16 protein-coding genes are annotated in these 16,023 nt (G+C 32.0%); 10 read left to right on the forward strand and 6 right to left on the reverse strand.

Annotation, left to right across the window (positions count from 1 at the left end; translation table 11 throughout):
- Window positions 1-65: 65 nt before the first annotated feature.
- The 3 genes from OIU83_RS06665 to OIU83_RS06675 form a co-directional block, all read right to left on the reverse strand.
- Window positions 66-452, reverse strand: coding sequence for a hypothetical protein (locus OIU83_RS06665; protein ID WP_264205491.1), 387 nt, complete (start codon window positions 450-452; stop codon window positions 66-68).
- 19 nt (window positions 453-471) lie between these two features.
- Window positions 472-819, reverse strand: a complete 348-nt coding sequence (locus OIU83_RS06670; RefSeq protein WP_264205492.1) for a hypothetical protein — start codon at window positions 817-819, stop codon at window positions 472-474.
- Window positions 820-1,167: 348 nt separating this feature from the next.
- The gene (locus tag OIU83_RS06675; RefSeq protein WP_264205493.1) at window positions 1,168-1,671 is read right to left on the reverse strand and encodes a GbsR/MarR family transcriptional regulator; all 504 of its coding nucleotides are present in this window, start codon (window positions 1,669-1,671) and stop codon (window positions 1,168-1,170) included.
- A gap of 323 nt (window positions 1,672-1,994) precedes the next feature.
- On the opposite strand from OIU83_RS06675, the gene OIU83_RS06680 reads away from it, so the two are divergent.
- From OIU83_RS06680 to OIU83_RS06705, 6 genes are all read left to right on the forward strand, one after another.
- Complete coding sequence (locus OIU83_RS06680; RefSeq protein WP_264205494.1) at window positions 1,995-2,126, forward strand: hypothetical protein; 132 nt, start codon at window positions 1,995-1,997, stop codon at window positions 2,124-2,126.
- Window positions 2,127-2,179: 53 nt separating this feature from the next.
- Window positions 2,180-2,806, forward strand: coding sequence for a helix-turn-helix transcriptional regulator (locus tag OIU83_RS06685; protein ID WP_264205495.1), 627 nt, complete (start codon window positions 2,180-2,182; stop codon window positions 2,804-2,806).
- 338 nt (window positions 2,807-3,144) lie between these two features.
- Window positions 3,145-3,459: a hypothetical protein gene (locus tag OIU83_RS06690; RefSeq protein WP_264205496.1), complete on the forward strand. Its 315-nt coding sequence runs from the start codon at window positions 3,145-3,147 to the stop codon at window positions 3,457-3,459.
- 166 nt (window positions 3,460-3,625) lie between these two features.
- The gene (locus tag OIU83_RS06695; RefSeq protein ID WP_264205497.1) at window positions 3,626-4,321 is read left to right on the forward strand and encodes a hypothetical protein; all 696 of its coding nucleotides are present in this window, start codon (window positions 3,626-3,628) and stop codon (window positions 4,319-4,321) included.
- Between the two features lie 53 nt (window positions 4,322-4,374).
- Entirely contained in the window at window positions 4,375-5,391 is a 1,017-nt protein-coding gene (locus OIU83_RS06700) for a hypothetical protein (protein ID WP_264205498.1), read from the forward strand.
- 673 nt (window positions 5,392-6,064) lie between these two features.
- Entirely contained in the window at window positions 6,065-7,873 is a 1,809-nt protein-coding gene (locus OIU83_RS06705; protein WP_264205499.1) for a hypothetical protein, read from the forward strand.
- A gap of 80 nt (window positions 7,874-7,953) precedes the next feature.
- On the opposite strand, the gene OIU83_RS06710 is transcribed toward OIU83_RS06705, so the two are convergent.
- Window positions 7,954-9,981 carry a M3 family metallopeptidase gene (locus OIU83_RS06710; RefSeq protein ID WP_264205500.1) on the reverse strand — a complete coding sequence of 676 codons (2,028 nt, stop codon included), beginning with the start codon at window positions 9,979-9,981 and terminating at the stop codon, window positions 7,954-7,956.
- 221 nt (window positions 9,982-10,202) lie between these two features.
- Here OIU83_RS06710 and OIU83_RS06715 point away from each other — a divergent pair, with 221 nt between their 5' ends.
- Window positions 10,203-10,871: a hypothetical protein gene (locus OIU83_RS06715; RefSeq protein ID WP_264205501.1), complete on the forward strand. Its 669-nt coding sequence runs from the start codon at window positions 10,203-10,205 to the stop codon at window positions 10,869-10,871.
- A gap of 54 nt (window positions 10,872-10,925) precedes the next feature.
- On the opposite strand, the gene purE is transcribed toward OIU83_RS06715, so the two are convergent.
- Window positions 10,926-11,408: a 5-(carboxyamino)imidazole ribonucleotide mutase gene (gene purE, locus OIU83_RS06720; RefSeq protein WP_264205502.1), complete on the reverse strand. Its 483-nt coding sequence runs from the start codon at window positions 11,406-11,408 to the stop codon at window positions 10,926-10,928.
- A gap of 58 nt (window positions 11,409-11,466) precedes the next feature.
- Window positions 11,467-12,621 carry a 5-(carboxyamino)imidazole ribonucleotide synthase gene (locus OIU83_RS06725; protein WP_264205503.1) on the reverse strand — a complete coding sequence of 385 codons (1,155 nt, stop codon included), beginning with the start codon at window positions 12,619-12,621 and terminating at the stop codon, window positions 11,467-11,469.
- A gap of 212 nt (window positions 12,622-12,833) precedes the next feature.
- On the opposite strand from OIU83_RS06725, the gene OIU83_RS06730 reads away from it, so the two are divergent.
- The 3 genes from OIU83_RS06730 to OIU83_RS06740 all read left to right on the forward strand — a co-directional run bounded on the left by OIU83_RS06730 (window position 12,834) and on the right by OIU83_RS06740 (window position 16,013).
- Window positions 12,834-13,910, forward strand: coding sequence for a helix-turn-helix domain-containing protein (locus tag OIU83_RS06730; RefSeq protein ID WP_264205504.1), 1,077 nt, complete (start codon window positions 12,834-12,836; stop codon window positions 13,908-13,910).
- Window positions 13,911-13,936: 26 nt separating this feature from the next.
- Complete coding sequence (locus OIU83_RS06735) at window positions 13,937-15,001, forward strand: helix-turn-helix domain-containing protein (RefSeq protein WP_264205505.1); 1,065 nt, start codon at window positions 13,937-13,939, stop codon at window positions 14,999-15,001.
- A gap of 511 nt (window positions 15,002-15,512) precedes the next feature.
- Window positions 15,513-16,013, forward strand: coding sequence for a hypothetical protein (locus OIU83_RS06740; protein ID WP_264205506.1), 501 nt, complete (start codon window positions 15,513-15,515; stop codon window positions 16,011-16,013).
- Window positions 16,014-16,023 lie beyond the last annotated feature (10 nt).

Below are 16,023 nucleotides of genomic sequence, written 5' to 3' on the forward strand. Positions count from 1 at the left end.
TGTTAAGTATTAAATCTAGTAGTCTTGAAGCCTCGGGATAAAACCTGTTTAGGTTTGGTTATCAATTAAACTTTTAAAACTAATCTTTCTTCTAGTTGAGTTTCTTTAGCTTTTCTTTTTCCTCTAAAAAAGAAGTATAAGTTGAAGAATAACATTACACCAAGATAAATAGAAAAACCTCCAATTTTATAACTTAAATTTTCAATTAATTCCTGATAGCTGTCTCGGCTTAATTGCAATTCTAATATCATAAGGGCAAAGCCAATATTTAAAAGATAAAATCCTGTTTCGAAAAGTTTATTAGTTGCTTCTGCAATATCTTCTCGACCTTTAAAAATGTCAAGCATAAAGATTTTACCGTTTTTGAAAAGCGTTTTAGAAACATAATAAGTAAGTAATAAAGCAACTGGTAAATAAATGCTGTAACCAATTAAGATTTTTGTAGTTTCCATGATATTTAATTTTAAGATGTTATTTAATTAATTTTTGAACGTATTTGGTTAGTATAATTATGTTGAGATAATGCAATATTGAAATGATGAAAATTATAATAGCAGTTCTAATTCCGATTGTTTCTATAAGTTGAGTTGATGATATGATTTTTTGCCAGGAAATTAAAGTCATAGCGCAATAGCCAATGTTTAAAAGATAATAGCCTAAAAGCAAAACCTGATTGATTCTTTGACATAAATCAATGTGATTTGGAATAAGTTCTGCGACATAAATGTTTCCGTTTTTATAGCAGATTTTGCCAACTTTCAGAATGATGAAAATCGTAATGCTGAGGTAGATAAAATACCCAATAATATTGAGATTCATAACCTGCTTTTTTGGTTGTAAATAATGTAGGTCAAGAAAAAGATTAATGAAGCGGGCAATAGAAATAACCAATTAAAAGTGTGCCTGTCCCAAATCAAAAAGAAGGTAATTACTAAACCAAAGTAGATGTATATCAATTTATTTTTTGGGAATAGTAAGAAAAAGAAAATTGCTGTTATAACTTGTAAAGCTCCTGTAATTGCTAAACCGTACCCACCTAGTATGAGAAATAATAAGGCGACTATGTTTATAAATTCTACAATTTTGAATGTTGTTTTCATAGTTCTTGTTTGTTTTAAACTTTCAGAAAAAAATGAAAGTTGTGATTAAATTTTTTTAGTTTAATTTTTACTTCATAATCTTTAGAACCAAACGTCCCAACCAGTTTTCATTAATTTCAGTCATTTTATCTAGCATATTGTCTGCCTTTAATACAAAATCATACAATTTGGTAGTTTGCTCAACAAAGTGTTTTTCTTCTGCTGAATCTTTCGAATTTATCGAGGAAACTTCTTTTAAGATTTTAAGAGCAGGCTTAATTTCACGTTTGCTTCTTTCTCTTGCAATTTTCACAGCAAGTTCATCTAAGTCTTTCTCAGCAGTAAAAAACTCTCTTCTTTCTCCAGCTTTGTATTCTTTATAAACAATTCCCCAATCCATCAAAGCTCTTAAGTTCATACTGGCGTTTCCGCGGGAAATTTGTAATTCTTCCATCACATCTTCCATAGAAACAGGCTCGTTGGAAACCATTAATAAAGCATGGATTTGTGCCATGGTTTTATTAATTCCCCATTGAGAACCTAATGCTCCCCAGGTTTGTACGAACTTATTTTTTGCTTCTTTGAATTCCATACATCAAATGTAAGTAAAAGTTTTTAAACTTTCAAAAATAAATGAAAGTTTATTTAAGGCAATCAAAATGTGGCGTTTTGAGTCACTAAATATCATCAGAAAAATCTTGAGACATATTTACGAGATCTTGTGCCTTAATATTTGTTTTTTGTGGCATTTTTCTACTTAAATAAAAAGCATTATCATTAGTTTTGAGATAGATAAGTGATGTGTAGTATAGATTTTATTAAAGATGTTGCTAAATTTTTGGCAGACTTCTTAATGATTTTTTCTGTTTTATTGATCTCTTCTCTATAATTATTACTTCTAAAACCCTACTAATTATGAAAGAATTCGAAAGCAAAAAAAACATGCTTAATATAAGCGATTGTTTTTCTGATGCAGATTTTTTAAAGCAAATTGATGCTATTATACAAGAAAAAAAACAGACCCTTCATTTGGAGTTTCACAACTAGCCGATCAATTAAAAATCAGTAAAGCACAACTTAATCGGAAAATACAAAATCAAATGAGTTTCTCTCCCGGGAAACTCATTTTGCATTATAAGATGGAGCTGGCAAAGCATTTTTTAGATTTAAAGAAGTACTCTATTGAAGAAACAGCTCTTAATTGCGGCTTTAGCTCAGCAGCTAATTTCAGCCGTAAATTTAAACAGGAGTTCAGTCTTTCTCCGTCAGCATATCGGGAAAATGGGCTAACCACCGGATTTAAACCAGATGACTGGAAAATTCCTTTAAGCAATGAATGCTTTACCAAACTCATACAGTTAAAAAGTGAATATATATGGTTAGCAAAGTTGCTGGTCATTGTAATTGATAATCTTGACAATGAAACATTCTCTATCGAGATTTTATCGAACAAACTTTTTATGAGTTCGTCAAACCTTAACCGGAAAGTGAAATCTTTATTTGGATTGCCTGTCATACGTTTGTTTCGTGATATAAGACTTCAATATGCTACAGAACTCTTAATACTTCAAGAGAAATCAATTACCGATGCAGCTTCTCTTGCCGGTTTTTTTGATATCGCGCATTTTTCTCGTGTTTTCAAACAAAATTTTAAGTGTCCTCCCAGTAAATATAAGAATGACATCAGTTTATTTCCTTTTGTTGGCCTATTAAAAAAACAGTTATGATTCAAATTGACAAAAAGTAGCTGATTCTGTACAAATTAAAAGAGAAATAAACTTATAATTTTGACTTATTAGAATTCAGGATTTGTACAAATTGAACCTAAAAAAATCATGGACTGGTACTGCAGATTAGGAAATGATTAAATCAAGAGTAGAAAAAAACCAATCTGTTCAACAGTGTAAATGGGATTTTTATGCCAAAAAAAAAATAGAAGTACAGTTTGATTGATACAGTTTGTTTAAAAACTATTCGAGATTATGGCTAAAAACACTAGAGAGTCTAGTAGCTAGTAAAAAAACTTTGTAAGCATGAAGCTTATAATAGTATTAAACGAATTATTATGGCAGATATTAAAAAAGGAACCGTAATTCGAGGCTTAAAAAATGCCAATCTTAAGCCTTTTTCCAGTGAGGAAGTAGACCAACATGGTCGATTATTAGATGCTAGTGTAAATAGCATTGAAGGCTCAAACAATATTGCAGCAATTATGGTAGGAATGGCTCCGGCAATGCATGCTTATGGAACCCGAACATCAACAGCCGAAAAGATAATACAAAAAGGCGGCAGGGTTTTGAAGGCTCCAATACCAGGTAATCCTAATCATTGCCTAATATCGGGTTTAGAACTAAAAGATGCAAATAATCTGTTTAGCTGATATTGTTAAGGATTATGTGATATACTAGTTCATGGAAATTAAAATGTTAATCCATTTTAGTGGAGCAGTACTCACTTAAAAAACGAACTGTTCGCATTCAGAAAATAATGTGAAGCGAAACCCGAAAAGCTTATGAGTAGGGACAAACAACCAAAAAATATAAACTATGTTAAATATTCAAGCATTAAATTCGACAACTAATTATACTATTTATTTAAAAAATGAAGGTAGTGGTGGTAAAAATTTCTGGTGTTTTTTAGAAAAACCAGAAGGGGTACCAAATGATGCAGTATTTGCAAATTCATCTGCTTCCCTATATGTATTGCCAAATTATGGAGGAATAAATAAGTTTACCATCCCACTTCAATATTCTTTGGGGGCTGGTGCATCAAATAAAGCCGTAGGACTTGGTGTACAAATTGATGCAAGTATTATTCAAGACGCTCAATTAAAAGAAACTTGGGAGGCTCAATATGCAACAATACCACCTAAACAAGGACCAAACTTGAATCTTGTACAAGGTCAAAAAAGTTCAGATGGTACTATTGGTATATTGTCTAATGATTTTGATAAAGGTATAAACGAAAATGGTAAGTGGTTTAGCAACATGAGTTTTGGTATTCAGACACAAAATGGATTTTTGGGAGTTACGTGGTCTCCATCTCCAAATGATGACCATACAATTACTCCAAAGTTTTCATTCTATATTGCTACCGGTTCTTTTACAAGTTATGAACTTGCTGATATTGCAACAATTTCCAGAAAATCTGCAAAAGTTGAAATAAGTAGTTTTAAAAACTTAGAGGCAACTATTACCTTGACGGGTAAAGGAGAATGGTTAGTAACCCCTGGAAAACGATAGAAGTATTTAGAAGGGCTGCATATTAGGCAGCCCTTATTTTAAATTAACACTTTATGAAAACATTCGATAATAAAGGATATATAGATGAACATCTATATGCCTTGCAACAGCGAAATCTTATATATAATCATGATTTTAGATATTTCAGTAATCAAATTGAATTTAATTACGGAATTCCTGATGGTTGGTGCTATGAAGACAAGGGAGCAAATGGGAGTATTAATTTTGATAAAAATACAGAACGTTGCATTATTAAGAAAAGTGGAGGTAATAGCTTAATGACTTTTAAGCAAGCGCTCCATGAATTTCCTCGTTGGAAACAAATGCTTTTAGAAAAAGTCATTTCAGTTAAAGTTGTTTTGAACTTAAGCATTGCTGGTGATGTAAGTATGACACTTTCAGATGGTATTGATTCAAATACTATTGTGAAAAATGGTATAGGAGATTTTGAAGTTGAAGTAGAATTAAAAGTTAATAAAGCAGCTAAATCTGTTTGGATAACAATTAGTTCGTCAGCGCCATCGATTGTAATTGCTATTTCAAAAGTATATGGAAATGTGGGGTTAATTGCTATAGAAAATTTACCGTGTATTGTGCAAGGTATTATAGGAGAACGTAAACAATATATTGCAACCAAAAATCCTCCTGCTGAAGAATTGTCTTTATGCCAAGCTCCAGTAGAACTTAGTAATGATTATTCAAGATTAAATTCGGTAATTAATAATAGATTTGGTAAGGGACAAAACGGAAATTCAATGCTTATCGATATGCGGGGATATTTTAGTAGGGCATGGAATAATGGCGCCAAGGTTGATCCTGATGCTACGAATAGAAAGCCACCTGGAACAGGTACCATCGAAGGGGATCATGTAAGCACTTTTGAGCAGGACATTTTTCTTAAACATGATCACGAGTTAGGCTTTTCAATTGATAAGACTATTTTAATGGGGGATAAGAGTTCTACAACAATTATAAATACTGCCAGCACTTCTAAAACCAAAGAAACGGCTGATGGAAAAGAAACCCGTCCAAAAAATATTGCAGAGCTTTATACCATCAAATGGGCATGATTAATTATTTAATATATTTTATAATCATTTCTAAAGAAAAAATTCGAAGTAATTTACTTCGGATTTTTTTATCGTTTTTACCTTTAGGATAATAGGATGATTTTCATATTATGACTATACAGTTGAAGATGTACCAATAAAAACTATCCCAAGTTTGAATGAGGAATAAACATAAAAATAATTTACTTGAAAAAGATTGTTTATTCAGGTGGTCTTTTTTTTTGATTATTAGTTTGTGTTAGTTGAAAATCAGGTATTTATACGTTAAAAAAATTTACCGAATTATTGTTTCTTTATTATGGTCTAATAAAGTGGTTTGATTTGATAACTAAAAACAACTAAAAATTATTTTATAAACGGGCTAAATACTTAACCTATAAATATTAAAATATGTTGCACATCCCCCAAAATCTAGGCTCAGGTATATGGATTTATCGGAGTCTTCTCTATGATCCGGATTTATTTATTGATCTTGATTTTGTTGAATTGAAAAAGAAAATTTTGAAAAGAGAAGTCTTATCAGTTGTCTTTTCCATAAGAGCAATTCATAATTAAGATATAGAATCCTGATCCCAAAGAGTCGTTTTATAGACTTCTTATAACGGATGTAATTAAAAAGTACATCTTAAATTCTAAAATTAAAATAGAAAAACTAGTTAATAACCAATAAGCGATGAAAAAACTAAACGTAAAAATTACGGTTGTATCGATTGCAACAGTAATACTCCTTTTTTTAGGATGTAAGAAAACAGATCTATTAGCCAATTCGGATAAAGATTATGAAAATTTACCACAAGATGTAAAACAATCTTGTGTTGTTACAGATGCCGAATTTAAAACTTGGTTTAAGGGTGGAGCTGTAACCGAAAACGGATTAGTTGTACCTGCAAATAGTGTAACATTTGGTCATGAAAACAATTGTGATTTTTATCAATGGTCAGAGCAGATGTTTTTATGGATTACTTCACCAACTTCTAGCGGTTCATATAAAAGCGGAGGGACAGTAATGGAATCTCCCGTATTTTATACTGTTTCGGCAGAAGACAGTTTGCATAATCGTGTATTGACTCCTCATAAACCTAACACTATAATGAGTGCGGTAAGTAATATTCTTCAAACAGGACCAAATAGATTGCCGATTGTGTTTGATAAAAATGGGAAAATGTTTGAAGTAGAACCTCAAGCGAAAGATGAAACAGTTAAAGATGCGACAAATAAATCTGTTGTTGTAGGTAGTGTAATTGCCAATGCGAATGGATTACCTTCTTTTATAGATACAAAAGGTAAAGCAATTTCAAGGCCTAAAGCTATAATTGAGAATAAAGTTCATCCTGAAAATATTGTACAAGAATTTAAACAAGGGAATAAAACTATTCTACTTGATTCAAAAGGGGATATAATAGATACTGAACAAGGGCAGGCAGGTTCTAATGGGGCATTAATTGCAAGAAATAAGTCATTAGTTTATTACATAACAATGGTAAATGACGTTTATGCTTACTTTTTGACTGGTGTGAAAAATATGAAATTAAAAGGAAGTCATTTTCCAACTACTCAGGCTGAACTGAAAAATATTCTTGCCTATGCAAAAGACAATGGTTTTGCAACGCCACCAGATCCAAATGCTTTGGCAATGGAATTAAAAACTTCTTGGGTTGAAGTTAAAGATTTACCAAACGCAGACAGTTATATTAAAATTAAAGCTATGGTTCCAGTATATGATAAATCAAATCCTAAGCTTTGGAAATTAACAAATAAAACAACGCCAACAACATTGGCATTAGTTGGAATGCATGTGGTAGGAAGTGTTGCTGGACATCCTGAAATGATTTGGTCAACTTTCGAACATAAAAAAAACTCACCAAATACAGCATATTCATACAGAGATGTTAATGATAAAATTAAACAAGTAAAAGCCGATAGTGGTACAGACTGGCTTTTTAACGTTAATGCCGATGATACTGTAAAGAATACTCAGAAGATGACAGTAAATAAGAATACAATTATAATAGCAGATTCTTTACATCCAGAATCAATATATAAGCCTAATGTAAAAAGAATTATGGCTTGGGGTGCAGCTTCTAATGTAGAGCCAAATCCAGAGGATAAAACTCCTGCAGATTCCAATAGTGAAATTATTTCTATTAATAATGCTATACATAAAATGTTAGTTGGTAACGACATTAGGAAAAATTATTTACTCATAGGGGCAACCTGGACTGCAGGAGGTGTAACGCCAAATGGTTTTTCATATCCTTATAATGGACATCCAGTAACAGTGGGTAATGCGATTGGTACCGGGCGATTAGCAAATAGTACTATGGAAACCTTTTTTCAGGCACCAAACTCAAATGCAGTTCCGAACAGTGGTACTAATGCCGTTACTTCTTGTTTATACTGTCATGGTTATTCACTGGATCCAATGAACAAAACGGGTTTGAGTCATGTATTTAGTGATATTATTGCATTACCAACAAATTAAGAGTAACTCAATGAACAAAAAATAACTTACTAATTCAAGAAAAAAGCCAGTACTAATTTTAGTTACTGGCTTTTCATGTTTTATATCAATCCCGCTCTTTTTAATAAAGCTTCAGGTTTTGGCTCTTGACCTCTAAAACGTTTGTACAAAATCATAGGATGTTCTGTTCCTCCTTTAGAAAGTACGTTGTCTTTAAATTTTGTAGCAACTTCATGATTAAAGATTCCTTTTTCCTGAAAGTATTCAAATGCATCGGCATCCAAGACTTCTGCCCATTTGTAGCTGTAATATCCCGAAGAATATCCACCGTGAAAAATATGTGAAAATGCTGTACTCATTGCATTTTCTTTTACGTCTGGATATAATTGAGTGTCTTTAAATTGTTCGGTTTCGAATGTTTTTAAATCGGTAATATTTGTTGGGTCTTGCGAATGCCAAGCCATATCCAACAATCCAAAACTTAGCTGGCGCAATGTTGCCAGACCTTCTTGAAAACTTGCACTTTCTTTGATTTTGGTAACAAACTCAATCGGAATGATTTCGCCAGTTTCATAGTGATTTGCAAACAAAGCCAAAGCTTCTGGTTCGTAACACCAGTTTTCCATAATCTGACTAGGTAATTCTACAAAGTCCCAATAAACCGATGTTCCCGATAAACTTGGGTAAGTTGTGTTTGCTAACATTCCATGTAATCCGTGACCGAATTCGTGAAACAAAGTAGTTACTTCATTAAATGTAAGTAATGAAGGTTTAGTTTCGGTAGGTTTAGTAAAGTTACATACGTTCGAGATATGTGGTCTTTCATTTATTCCGTCTTTTCTGGATTGAGATTTAAAAGAGGTCATCCAAGCACCATTTCGTTTTCCTTTTCTTGGGAAAAAGTCGGCGTAGAAAATAGAAACTAATTCGTTATTCTCATCTGTAACTTCATAAGTAGTTACTTCTTCATGGTATTTGTCAATGTCAAATACTTCAGTAAAAGTAAGTCCGTATAGTTTTTTGGCAACAGTAAAAGCACCATCTAATACTTTTTCTAACTGGAAATATGGTTTTAGCTTTTCATCATCTAAATTAAAAAGCTGTTGTTTTAATTTTTCCGAATAGTAAGCACCATCCCATTTTTCCAATTGTTCGATTCCGTCCAATTCTTTTGCGAAAGCAGTAAGTTGAGCAAATTCTTTTTTGGCTGCAGGCTTGGCTTTTGCCAATAAATCATTGGAGAAGGAGAAAACTTTTTCTGGATTTTCGGCCATGCGTTCCTCCAGAACAAAGTGAGCGTGAGTTTTATATCCTAATAAATTGGCTCTTTCAAAACGTAGTTTTACAATTTTAAGCACAATTTCCTGATTGTCGAATTCGTTGTTTTGGAATGCTCTTGCTCCAAAAGCGATTGCTAGTTTTTTACGCAATTCACGATTATCGGCATACGTCATAAACGGAAGGTAACTTGGATGGTCTAATGTGAAAATCCAACCTTCTTTTTCTTGGCTTTTAGCCAATGACTGAGCTGCTTCAATAGTTCCTTCTGGTAATCCGGCCAAATCTTTTTCGTCGGTAAGATGTAATTCGAAAGCATTCGTTTCTGCCAAAATATTCTCTCCAAATTGTAAGCTTAATTTAGATAATTCTTTGTCGATTTCGCGTAATTGGTTCTTCTTTTCTTCTGGTAAATTGGCTCCGTTTCTTGAAAAACTTTTGTATTGTTTGTCTAAAAGAGTTGTTTGTTCCGGATTAAGATTTAAACTTTCTTTTTGATCGTAAACTGCTTTTACTTTTGCAAATAAAGCAACATTTAAACGAACATCATTTCCGAATTCTGATAATAAAGGCGAAACTTCCTGAGCAATTTTTTGCATTTCGTCATTAGTCTCGGCAGAATTTAAATTGAAGAAAATACTTGAAATACGATCTAGAATATCTCCGGTATAATCCATTGCTTCGATAGTATTCTCGAAAGTTGGTGCTTCGGGATTATTTACAATTGCATCAATTTCGGCTTTCGCCAAAGAAATCCCTTCTTGAAAAGCAGGAAAATAATCTTCAATTTTGATTTTCGAAAAAGGTGCTGTATTATGTTTGGTAGTAAATTTTGAAAGTAAAACGTTCATTGTGATATAATTATTTTATTAATTGAAGTCGATATTTTTGAATTTCAAAGATAGCAATTTATAAAAATCTAGCGTTCTAAACAAGATTGATTCTCGGCATAAAATCCTCTTAAATTGTGTTATAGATATGTTATTTATTGCTGCGGGAGATTTAAAAATCTTAAATTGTAAAAATAAGAGGATTATAAAATTCTAATTATAAACAATTGTAAATAAAAAAGATGAACTACCAAATTATAATAAAACGTATTGATACTGTTAATGAAGTGGAAGGATATTGGTCAGATGAAGATTTTATTCAGTTATTAGAAAAATTCAACTTTCCGGATGGGGCGACTGCGGAGAAAAAGAATTTACCGGAATTATTAGAAATGGCTATTTCAGATTATGAGCCTAATGAAGCTGCCGAAATAGTCTTGAAATACAAATTGGGTAATCAATTAAACGATGGTCAAATTGAGCAAATAGCACATAATATGTTAATTGATAAGGTTTGTGAGGAATATCCCGAAATAGAAATGCAAGGGACTTTGTTTCATGTGAATCAATTACTTTTTAAAGCATACAACGGAAAATTTCCAAATGCAAAAGCTTCTGTTGTGCATTTTTCAATGACACCAACTGATGGTGAAGTACAAAAGTTGACAGCCGAAAATGTGCTAAAATTATTGAATAACGGCTTGTCTGATAGAAATCTTATTAAAAGATTGTTTGAAAATCAAATGTCTCGAAATATTCCATTTCCAGAAGCTCAGGGAATTGTTTGGGAATTAACAACACAAGATAATATAAATTATAGCTTGGTTACTTCAGAGAATTGGTTGAATAATGAAGATATAACAGTATCTGAATTTGAAGCTATTCTGGAGGAAATTGAAGACGAAGCATAATTTTAGTTTTTAGTCGCAGTTTATACTGAAAACTGCGACGACTAAAACTAAAAACTATTTCAAGCCTTCCGAAGATTTGTAAACGGCTTCTTTTAGGCTTTCTTTATATGCTATGATTTTGTCTAAAATTAATTTATCATGGCTTCCTATGATTTGTGCTGCAAGGATTCCAGCATTTTTAGCTCCGTTTAAAGCTACAGTCGCAACAGGAACTCCACCTGGCATTTGCAGAATCGATAAAACCGAATCCCAACCATCTATAGAATTACTTGATTTTACAGGAACTCCAATTACAGGAAGTGGCGACATCGAAGCAACCATTCCAGGTAAATGTGCTGCTCCACCTGCTCCGGCAATAATTACCGAAATGCCGCGTGTATGTGCATTTTTACTAAAATCGAATAATTTTTCCGGCGTTCTATGTGCCGAAACGATATCTACTTCAACTTCTATATTAAATTGTTTTAGTATATCGATGGCATCTTGCATGACTGGCATGTCGGAGATGCTTCCCATTATAATGGCTACTTTGCTCATTTTATTTTATTTTTTTAAATTCAAGGTTTAAAGTTGCAAACAGTGACTGCAACTGCAATTACTCACTAATTACCTTAATCGTATTCTTAACATCTTCGGCAATTCGTCTTGCTTCGTTCATATCTCCATTTACGATTGTAACGTGACCCATTTTTCTGAAAGGGCGGGTTTGTTTTTTACCATATATATGTGGAGTAACGCCATTCCATCCTAGGATAGTTTCGATGTTTTGATAAATTACATCGCCAGAGAATCCTTCGGCTCCAACTAAGTTTACCATAACACCAGCTACTTTACTATCGGTATTTCCTAACGGAAGATTCAAGATAGCACGTAAATGATTTTCGAATTGTGAAGTATAACTTGCTTCGATTGAGTAATGACCTGAATTGTGTGGGCGAGGAGCAACTTCGTTTACCAAGATTTCATCGTCTTGAGTTTGGAACATTTCAACTGCCAGAAGTCCTACATGATTGAATTTCTCTGAAACATTAAGCGCAATTTCTCTTGCTTTTTGAGCTACTTTTTCGTCGATTCGTGCAGGGCAAATTACATATTCTACCTGATTTGCTTCAGGATGAAATTCCATTTCGACAACAGGATATGTTTTTATTTCTCCCGATGGATTGCGACAAACAATAACAGCAAGTTCGTTCTTGAACGGAACCATTGTTTCTGCAATACATTCTACATTAGGTAAATTATCTAAATCTGAAGCTTGGCGAATAACTTTTACACCATTTCCATCATATCCAAACTCTGTACATTTCCATACAAAAGGCATCTCGACTCTGCTCGATGTGACAGCAGATTTTAGGGTTTGCAGATTTTCAAATCTTTCAAATGGAGCAGTAGGAATATTGTTTTTAATATAAAAATCTTTTTGGATTCCTTTATTCTGTATTCCTCTTAAGGTTTTTGGTGAAGGATATACTTTTACGCCTTCATTTTCTAGTTTTTCCAGCGCTTCGAGGTTTACAAGTTCAATTTCGAAAGTCAAGACATCTACTTGTTTCCCAAAATTGTAAACAGTTTCAAAGTCCATTAAATCGCCTTGAAAGAATTTATTGCAGGCAATCTTGCTGGGAGCTTCATCGCTTGGATCTAAAACATAGGTTTGGATATCAAATTTACGTGTATCAAAAAGTAGCATTTTGCCTAATTGTCCACCACCTAATATTCCTAATTTAAAATCAGAAGAAAAATAATTCATTGTTGTGTGTTTGTGATGCGCAAAGATAATTGATAAAAAACAAATGCCAATTTATTGTTTGTTGAAATACTGTTTTTTCATATTTAGTAGTTATTTAGGTTGCTTGAAAAACGCTATTTTATTTTAAGATTAATTTTACTTTAAATTTTGTTTTTTATGAGCGAATTCTTAGGTTTGATGCGATTTTCATCCACTCTGAATTAGTTATATAAATGAGCACAAATAATTGGGCCAAGCACATTCAAAAATTCCTTTTTTTATTAAAAGATGAATTTTTCGAATTTCCTTATCTTTCTAATTCTCCTCAGGTTATGGTGGATAGTTTGATCAAAATCCCAGTAATTAAACACAAGCCTTTACAACAGTTAATATATTCTGACAATCCATTTTGGAAAGGTACAATGCGTTATAGGGAAATAGAAAGTGGTTTTTGGATTCTTGAAACGAATATTGAACTTAAGCAAAATATAATTGCAAAAGCAACCTATGATGAAGACCACTTAAGGGATTATTATATATTATCATTTTCGGTTTTTGAATATAAATATCCCATTAAGGATTCGGAGGATGTAACGCTTTTAAGTACTTGTTGGACATTTTATAAGCCCGAAACCGAAGTTGCTACTTATTTTTATAAAGGAACAAAGGGAAAATTCTTTAATCTGGCAATTAGTAAGGAATGGGTAACTAAGAATATTAAGTCGTCTAAAATTTATAAAAAAAATATTGATGATTTTTTTAATACTCAAAAAGGATTTTATACCTGGCTGGATGTTGCTCCAAATGCACATATTTTATCCAAGAGTATATCAGATATATTGGAAGCTGATAATGAAATTGAGTTTAATGCCAAAGAATTAAAAAAGAATTGTGTCAAGTTAATCGATGATTTTTTTGATAATGCTTTTCATGATAGTCGTATTCCGGATAATGTTTCATTAAGTAATCTGGATTATTATAATGTTGCTAAAGCAGAGAAAATGATTTTGCATAATTTGCACGTTCCTTTTGTTGGAATTGAACACATCGCATTTGATGTGAATACCTCTCCAACTAAATTAAAATCTAATTTTAAAACCGTATTTGGATTCTCTTTGTTGCAATATCACAAAGAAAAAAACATGCTTTTGGCAAAACAATTACTTGAGAAAACGGATGTCGAAATTCAGACTATATCAGTTATAACAGGTTATGAAAGTGCGAGTAAATTTGCTGCTGCTTTTAAGAAACGTTTCGGGAAATTGCCTTCGGCATATAGAGACGAACGATTTACAATGTGCACAATTTAACAATAATTAAAATCTGAAATAATTATATGAATCTAGGAAAGTGGATTAAATTCATAAAAGAAAATATAAATTTTTATAGAGATGGTTTTTTCGAATTACCTTATTTATCCAATTCTCCCGAAGTTCTAGTAAAGAGTATTATAAATTCTCCATCTGTTCGTCATGTCCAAGAGGAACAAGCTGTGTATAGAAATAATCCTTTTTCTAAAGGAGTTATGCGCTATCGGGAAATCGAAGAAGGTTTCTGGATTATAGTAACGAGCATTACATTTAAGAAAAACGTAATGCTGAAAGCCGTTTATGATGAAGATGTTCCAAGCGATTACTATACAATTACATTTTCGGTTTTTGAAAGTGAAGTAAAATTACAAAATACATTTGCCGATAAAACACCATTTTCAAGTAAATATTGGGGGTTTAAAAGACCGGGAACAGAGGTTGGTGCTTATTTTTATAAAGGTTCTGTTTGTGAATTTTATCTATACGGATTTAGTAAAGAATGGGCTGAAAGGAATTTTTCTTTCGAAACACTCCCAGAAGATAATCAGATTAAAAAGTTCCTAAATTCCGACAAAGGGTTTATTACTTATCAAGATATTGTACCAAATGCAGCGGAATTATCGAAAGAAATTTTGATTAATTTGCAAAATAACAATCGCGATTTATTGAGTAAGTCGATTCTTAAAACACAGACTTTTCAATTAATCACAACTTTTTTTAAGAATGCTTTTATAGATCAACGTATCGGTAATTATATACCGACTGATACACCGGATTATAGAAAAATTGCTAAAGCCGAAAAATTACTTCTTGATACAGTGTCAGCTCCTTTCTTGGGTGTTGAATATATTGCCGAAAAAGTAAGTATGTCTCCGACTAAACTTAAGTTGACATTTAAATCTGTTCATGGAACTTCGATGATGCAATATCATAAAGAAAAGAAGCTACTTCTGGCTATGCAAATAATTCAGAATACAGATATGCAGATAAAGAATATTGCGTTTGCTACTGGCTACAAAAGTTCAAGTAAGTTTACGGCAAGTTTTAAAAAGCGCTTTGGTAAATTGCCTTCAGAAGTACGTGGTTTTTAGTTTATAGCTGTTTTTCAATTCTATTTTTAAGAATATTTCTCTCCTTTTTTTTAGTTTTTATTATACGATATGTTTTTGGTTTTAAAACATATTGTGTTGATTTTTATTGCTTTATTAGTAACGAAGTGATTTCTTACACTCTTTAGCTTTTAAAGAAAATATTCGGTTGGTCTTATTGGGCTATCGATGTGTCCGAATGGGCTATTCAGAGCTTTTATTTCATTCTACTTTTGCAAAAAATAACTCTAAAGAAACCTGAATGAAATAGAAATACACCTCACCGCGAATATATTTCGCACTTATAAAAAACTCTTTATTTAAGATGTGCATAAAAAGGGATGCATCCTTGTTTTTAAAACAGTTTTAATTTTTTCCAAATCAAAATAATTTGTCTTGCGATAAATATAGTCCAATTAATAAAGCAATTGGATAGGGGAAACTTATGCCTGTTTTTGAAATCAATAAATTAAGAGAAACAATAAATTTCAATTATAAACCAAATAAACAATGTATGCAAAAACAGACAAATACTCAATTAAATATTTTAAAATCTAAACGTACAAGAGAGGTGATTTTTATATCTCTTTCTTTTCTATTCTTTTGTTTTGGAGGATATTCTCAACAAAAAAATAATAACGTGACCAAAGCGAATACTACAGAAAGAGGTTCACATAAAAGCTCCAAAGTAAATGTTGATTTTGAAGAATTATTTCGTTTGCTGAACAATGAAATTAAAGAGAAAAAATCATTGCTTAAAAGTAAATCTACTCAAGTTCTTTTAAAATCGAATGATAAAAATGCTCTTGATGTTTTCTTGAAAAACAATAAAAAGGTTTTGGGAATGACTGTAGTTAATGATCTTGCTTCTAAGACGAATGGTTATTATCAGTTGGATTTAAATGTTTCTTATTCAGCTTACCATGTTGAAGTGGTAGTGTCTGAAGTTAGTGGATTAATTGTGACAGAAAAAGAGAAATATTGGATTAGTATGCCAAATATTCAATTGTATTAATTTTAAATAT

The sequence above is a fragment of the Flavobacterium shii genome (assembly GCF_025847235.1).
In the GTDB taxonomy this organism is placed as follows: domain Bacteria; phylum Bacteroidota; class Bacteroidia; order Flavobacteriales; family Flavobacteriaceae; genus Flavobacterium; species Flavobacterium shii.

Excerpts from the sequence above, each read along its gene's own strand:
- OIU83_RS06730 (WP_264205504.1), top strand. The coding sequence starts at position 12,834 with ATGAGCACAAATAATTGGGCCAAGCACATTCAAAAATTCCTTTTTTTA.
- OIU83_RS06690 (WP_264205496.1), top strand. The coding sequence starts at position 3,145 with ATGGCAGATATTAAAAAAGGAACCGTAATTCGAGGCTTAAAAAATGCC.
- OIU83_RS06685 (WP_264205495.1), top strand. The coding sequence starts at position 2,180 with ATGAGTTTCTCTCCCGGGAAACTCATTTTGCATTATAAGATGGAGCTG.
- OIU83_RS06670 (WP_264205492.1), bottom strand. The coding sequence starts at position 819 with ATGAATCTCAATATTATTGGGTATTTTATCTACCTCAGCATTACGATT.
- OIU83_RS06665 (WP_264205491.1), bottom strand. The coding sequence starts at position 452 with ATGGAAACTACAAAAATCTTAATTGGTTACAGCATTTATTTACCAGTT.
- OIU83_RS06705 (WP_264205499.1), top strand. The coding sequence starts at position 6,065 with ATGAAAAAACTAAACGTAAAAATTACGGTTGTATCGATTGCAACAGTA.
- OIU83_RS06700 (WP_264205498.1), top strand. The coding sequence starts at position 4,375 with ATGAAAACATTCGATAATAAAGGATATATAGATGAACATCTATATGCC.
- OIU83_RS06680 (WP_264205494.1), top strand. The coding sequence starts at position 1,995 with ATGAAAGAATTCGAAAGCAAAAAAAACATGCTTAATATAAGCGATTGT.
- OIU83_RS06735 (WP_264205505.1), top strand. The coding sequence starts at position 13,937 with ATGAATCTAGGAAAGTGGATTAAATTCATAAAAGAAAATATAAATTTT.
- OIU83_RS06710 (WP_264205500.1), bottom strand. The coding sequence starts at position 9,981 with ATGAACGTTTTACTTTCAAAATTTACTACCAAACATAATACAGCACCT.
- OIU83_RS06740 (WP_264205506.1), top strand. The coding sequence starts at position 15,513 with ATGCAAAAACAGACAAATACTCAATTAAATATTTTAAAATCTAAACGT.
- purE (WP_264205502.1), bottom strand. The coding sequence starts at position 11,408 with ATGAGCAAAGTAGCCATTATAATGGGAAGCATCTCCGACATGCCAGTC.
- OIU83_RS06725 (WP_264205503.1), bottom strand. The coding sequence starts at position 12,621 with ATGAATTATTTTTCTTCTGATTTTAAATTAGGAATATTAGGTGGTGGA.
- OIU83_RS06715 (WP_264205501.1), top strand. The coding sequence starts at position 10,203 with ATGAACTACCAAATTATAATAAAACGTATTGATACTGTTAATGAAGTG.
- OIU83_RS06675 (WP_264205493.1), bottom strand. The coding sequence starts at position 1,671 with ATGGAATTCAAAGAAGCAAAAAATAAGTTCGTACAAACCTGGGGAGCA.
- OIU83_RS06695 (WP_264205497.1), top strand. The coding sequence starts at position 3,626 with ATGTTAAATATTCAAGCATTAAATTCGACAACTAATTATACTATTTAT.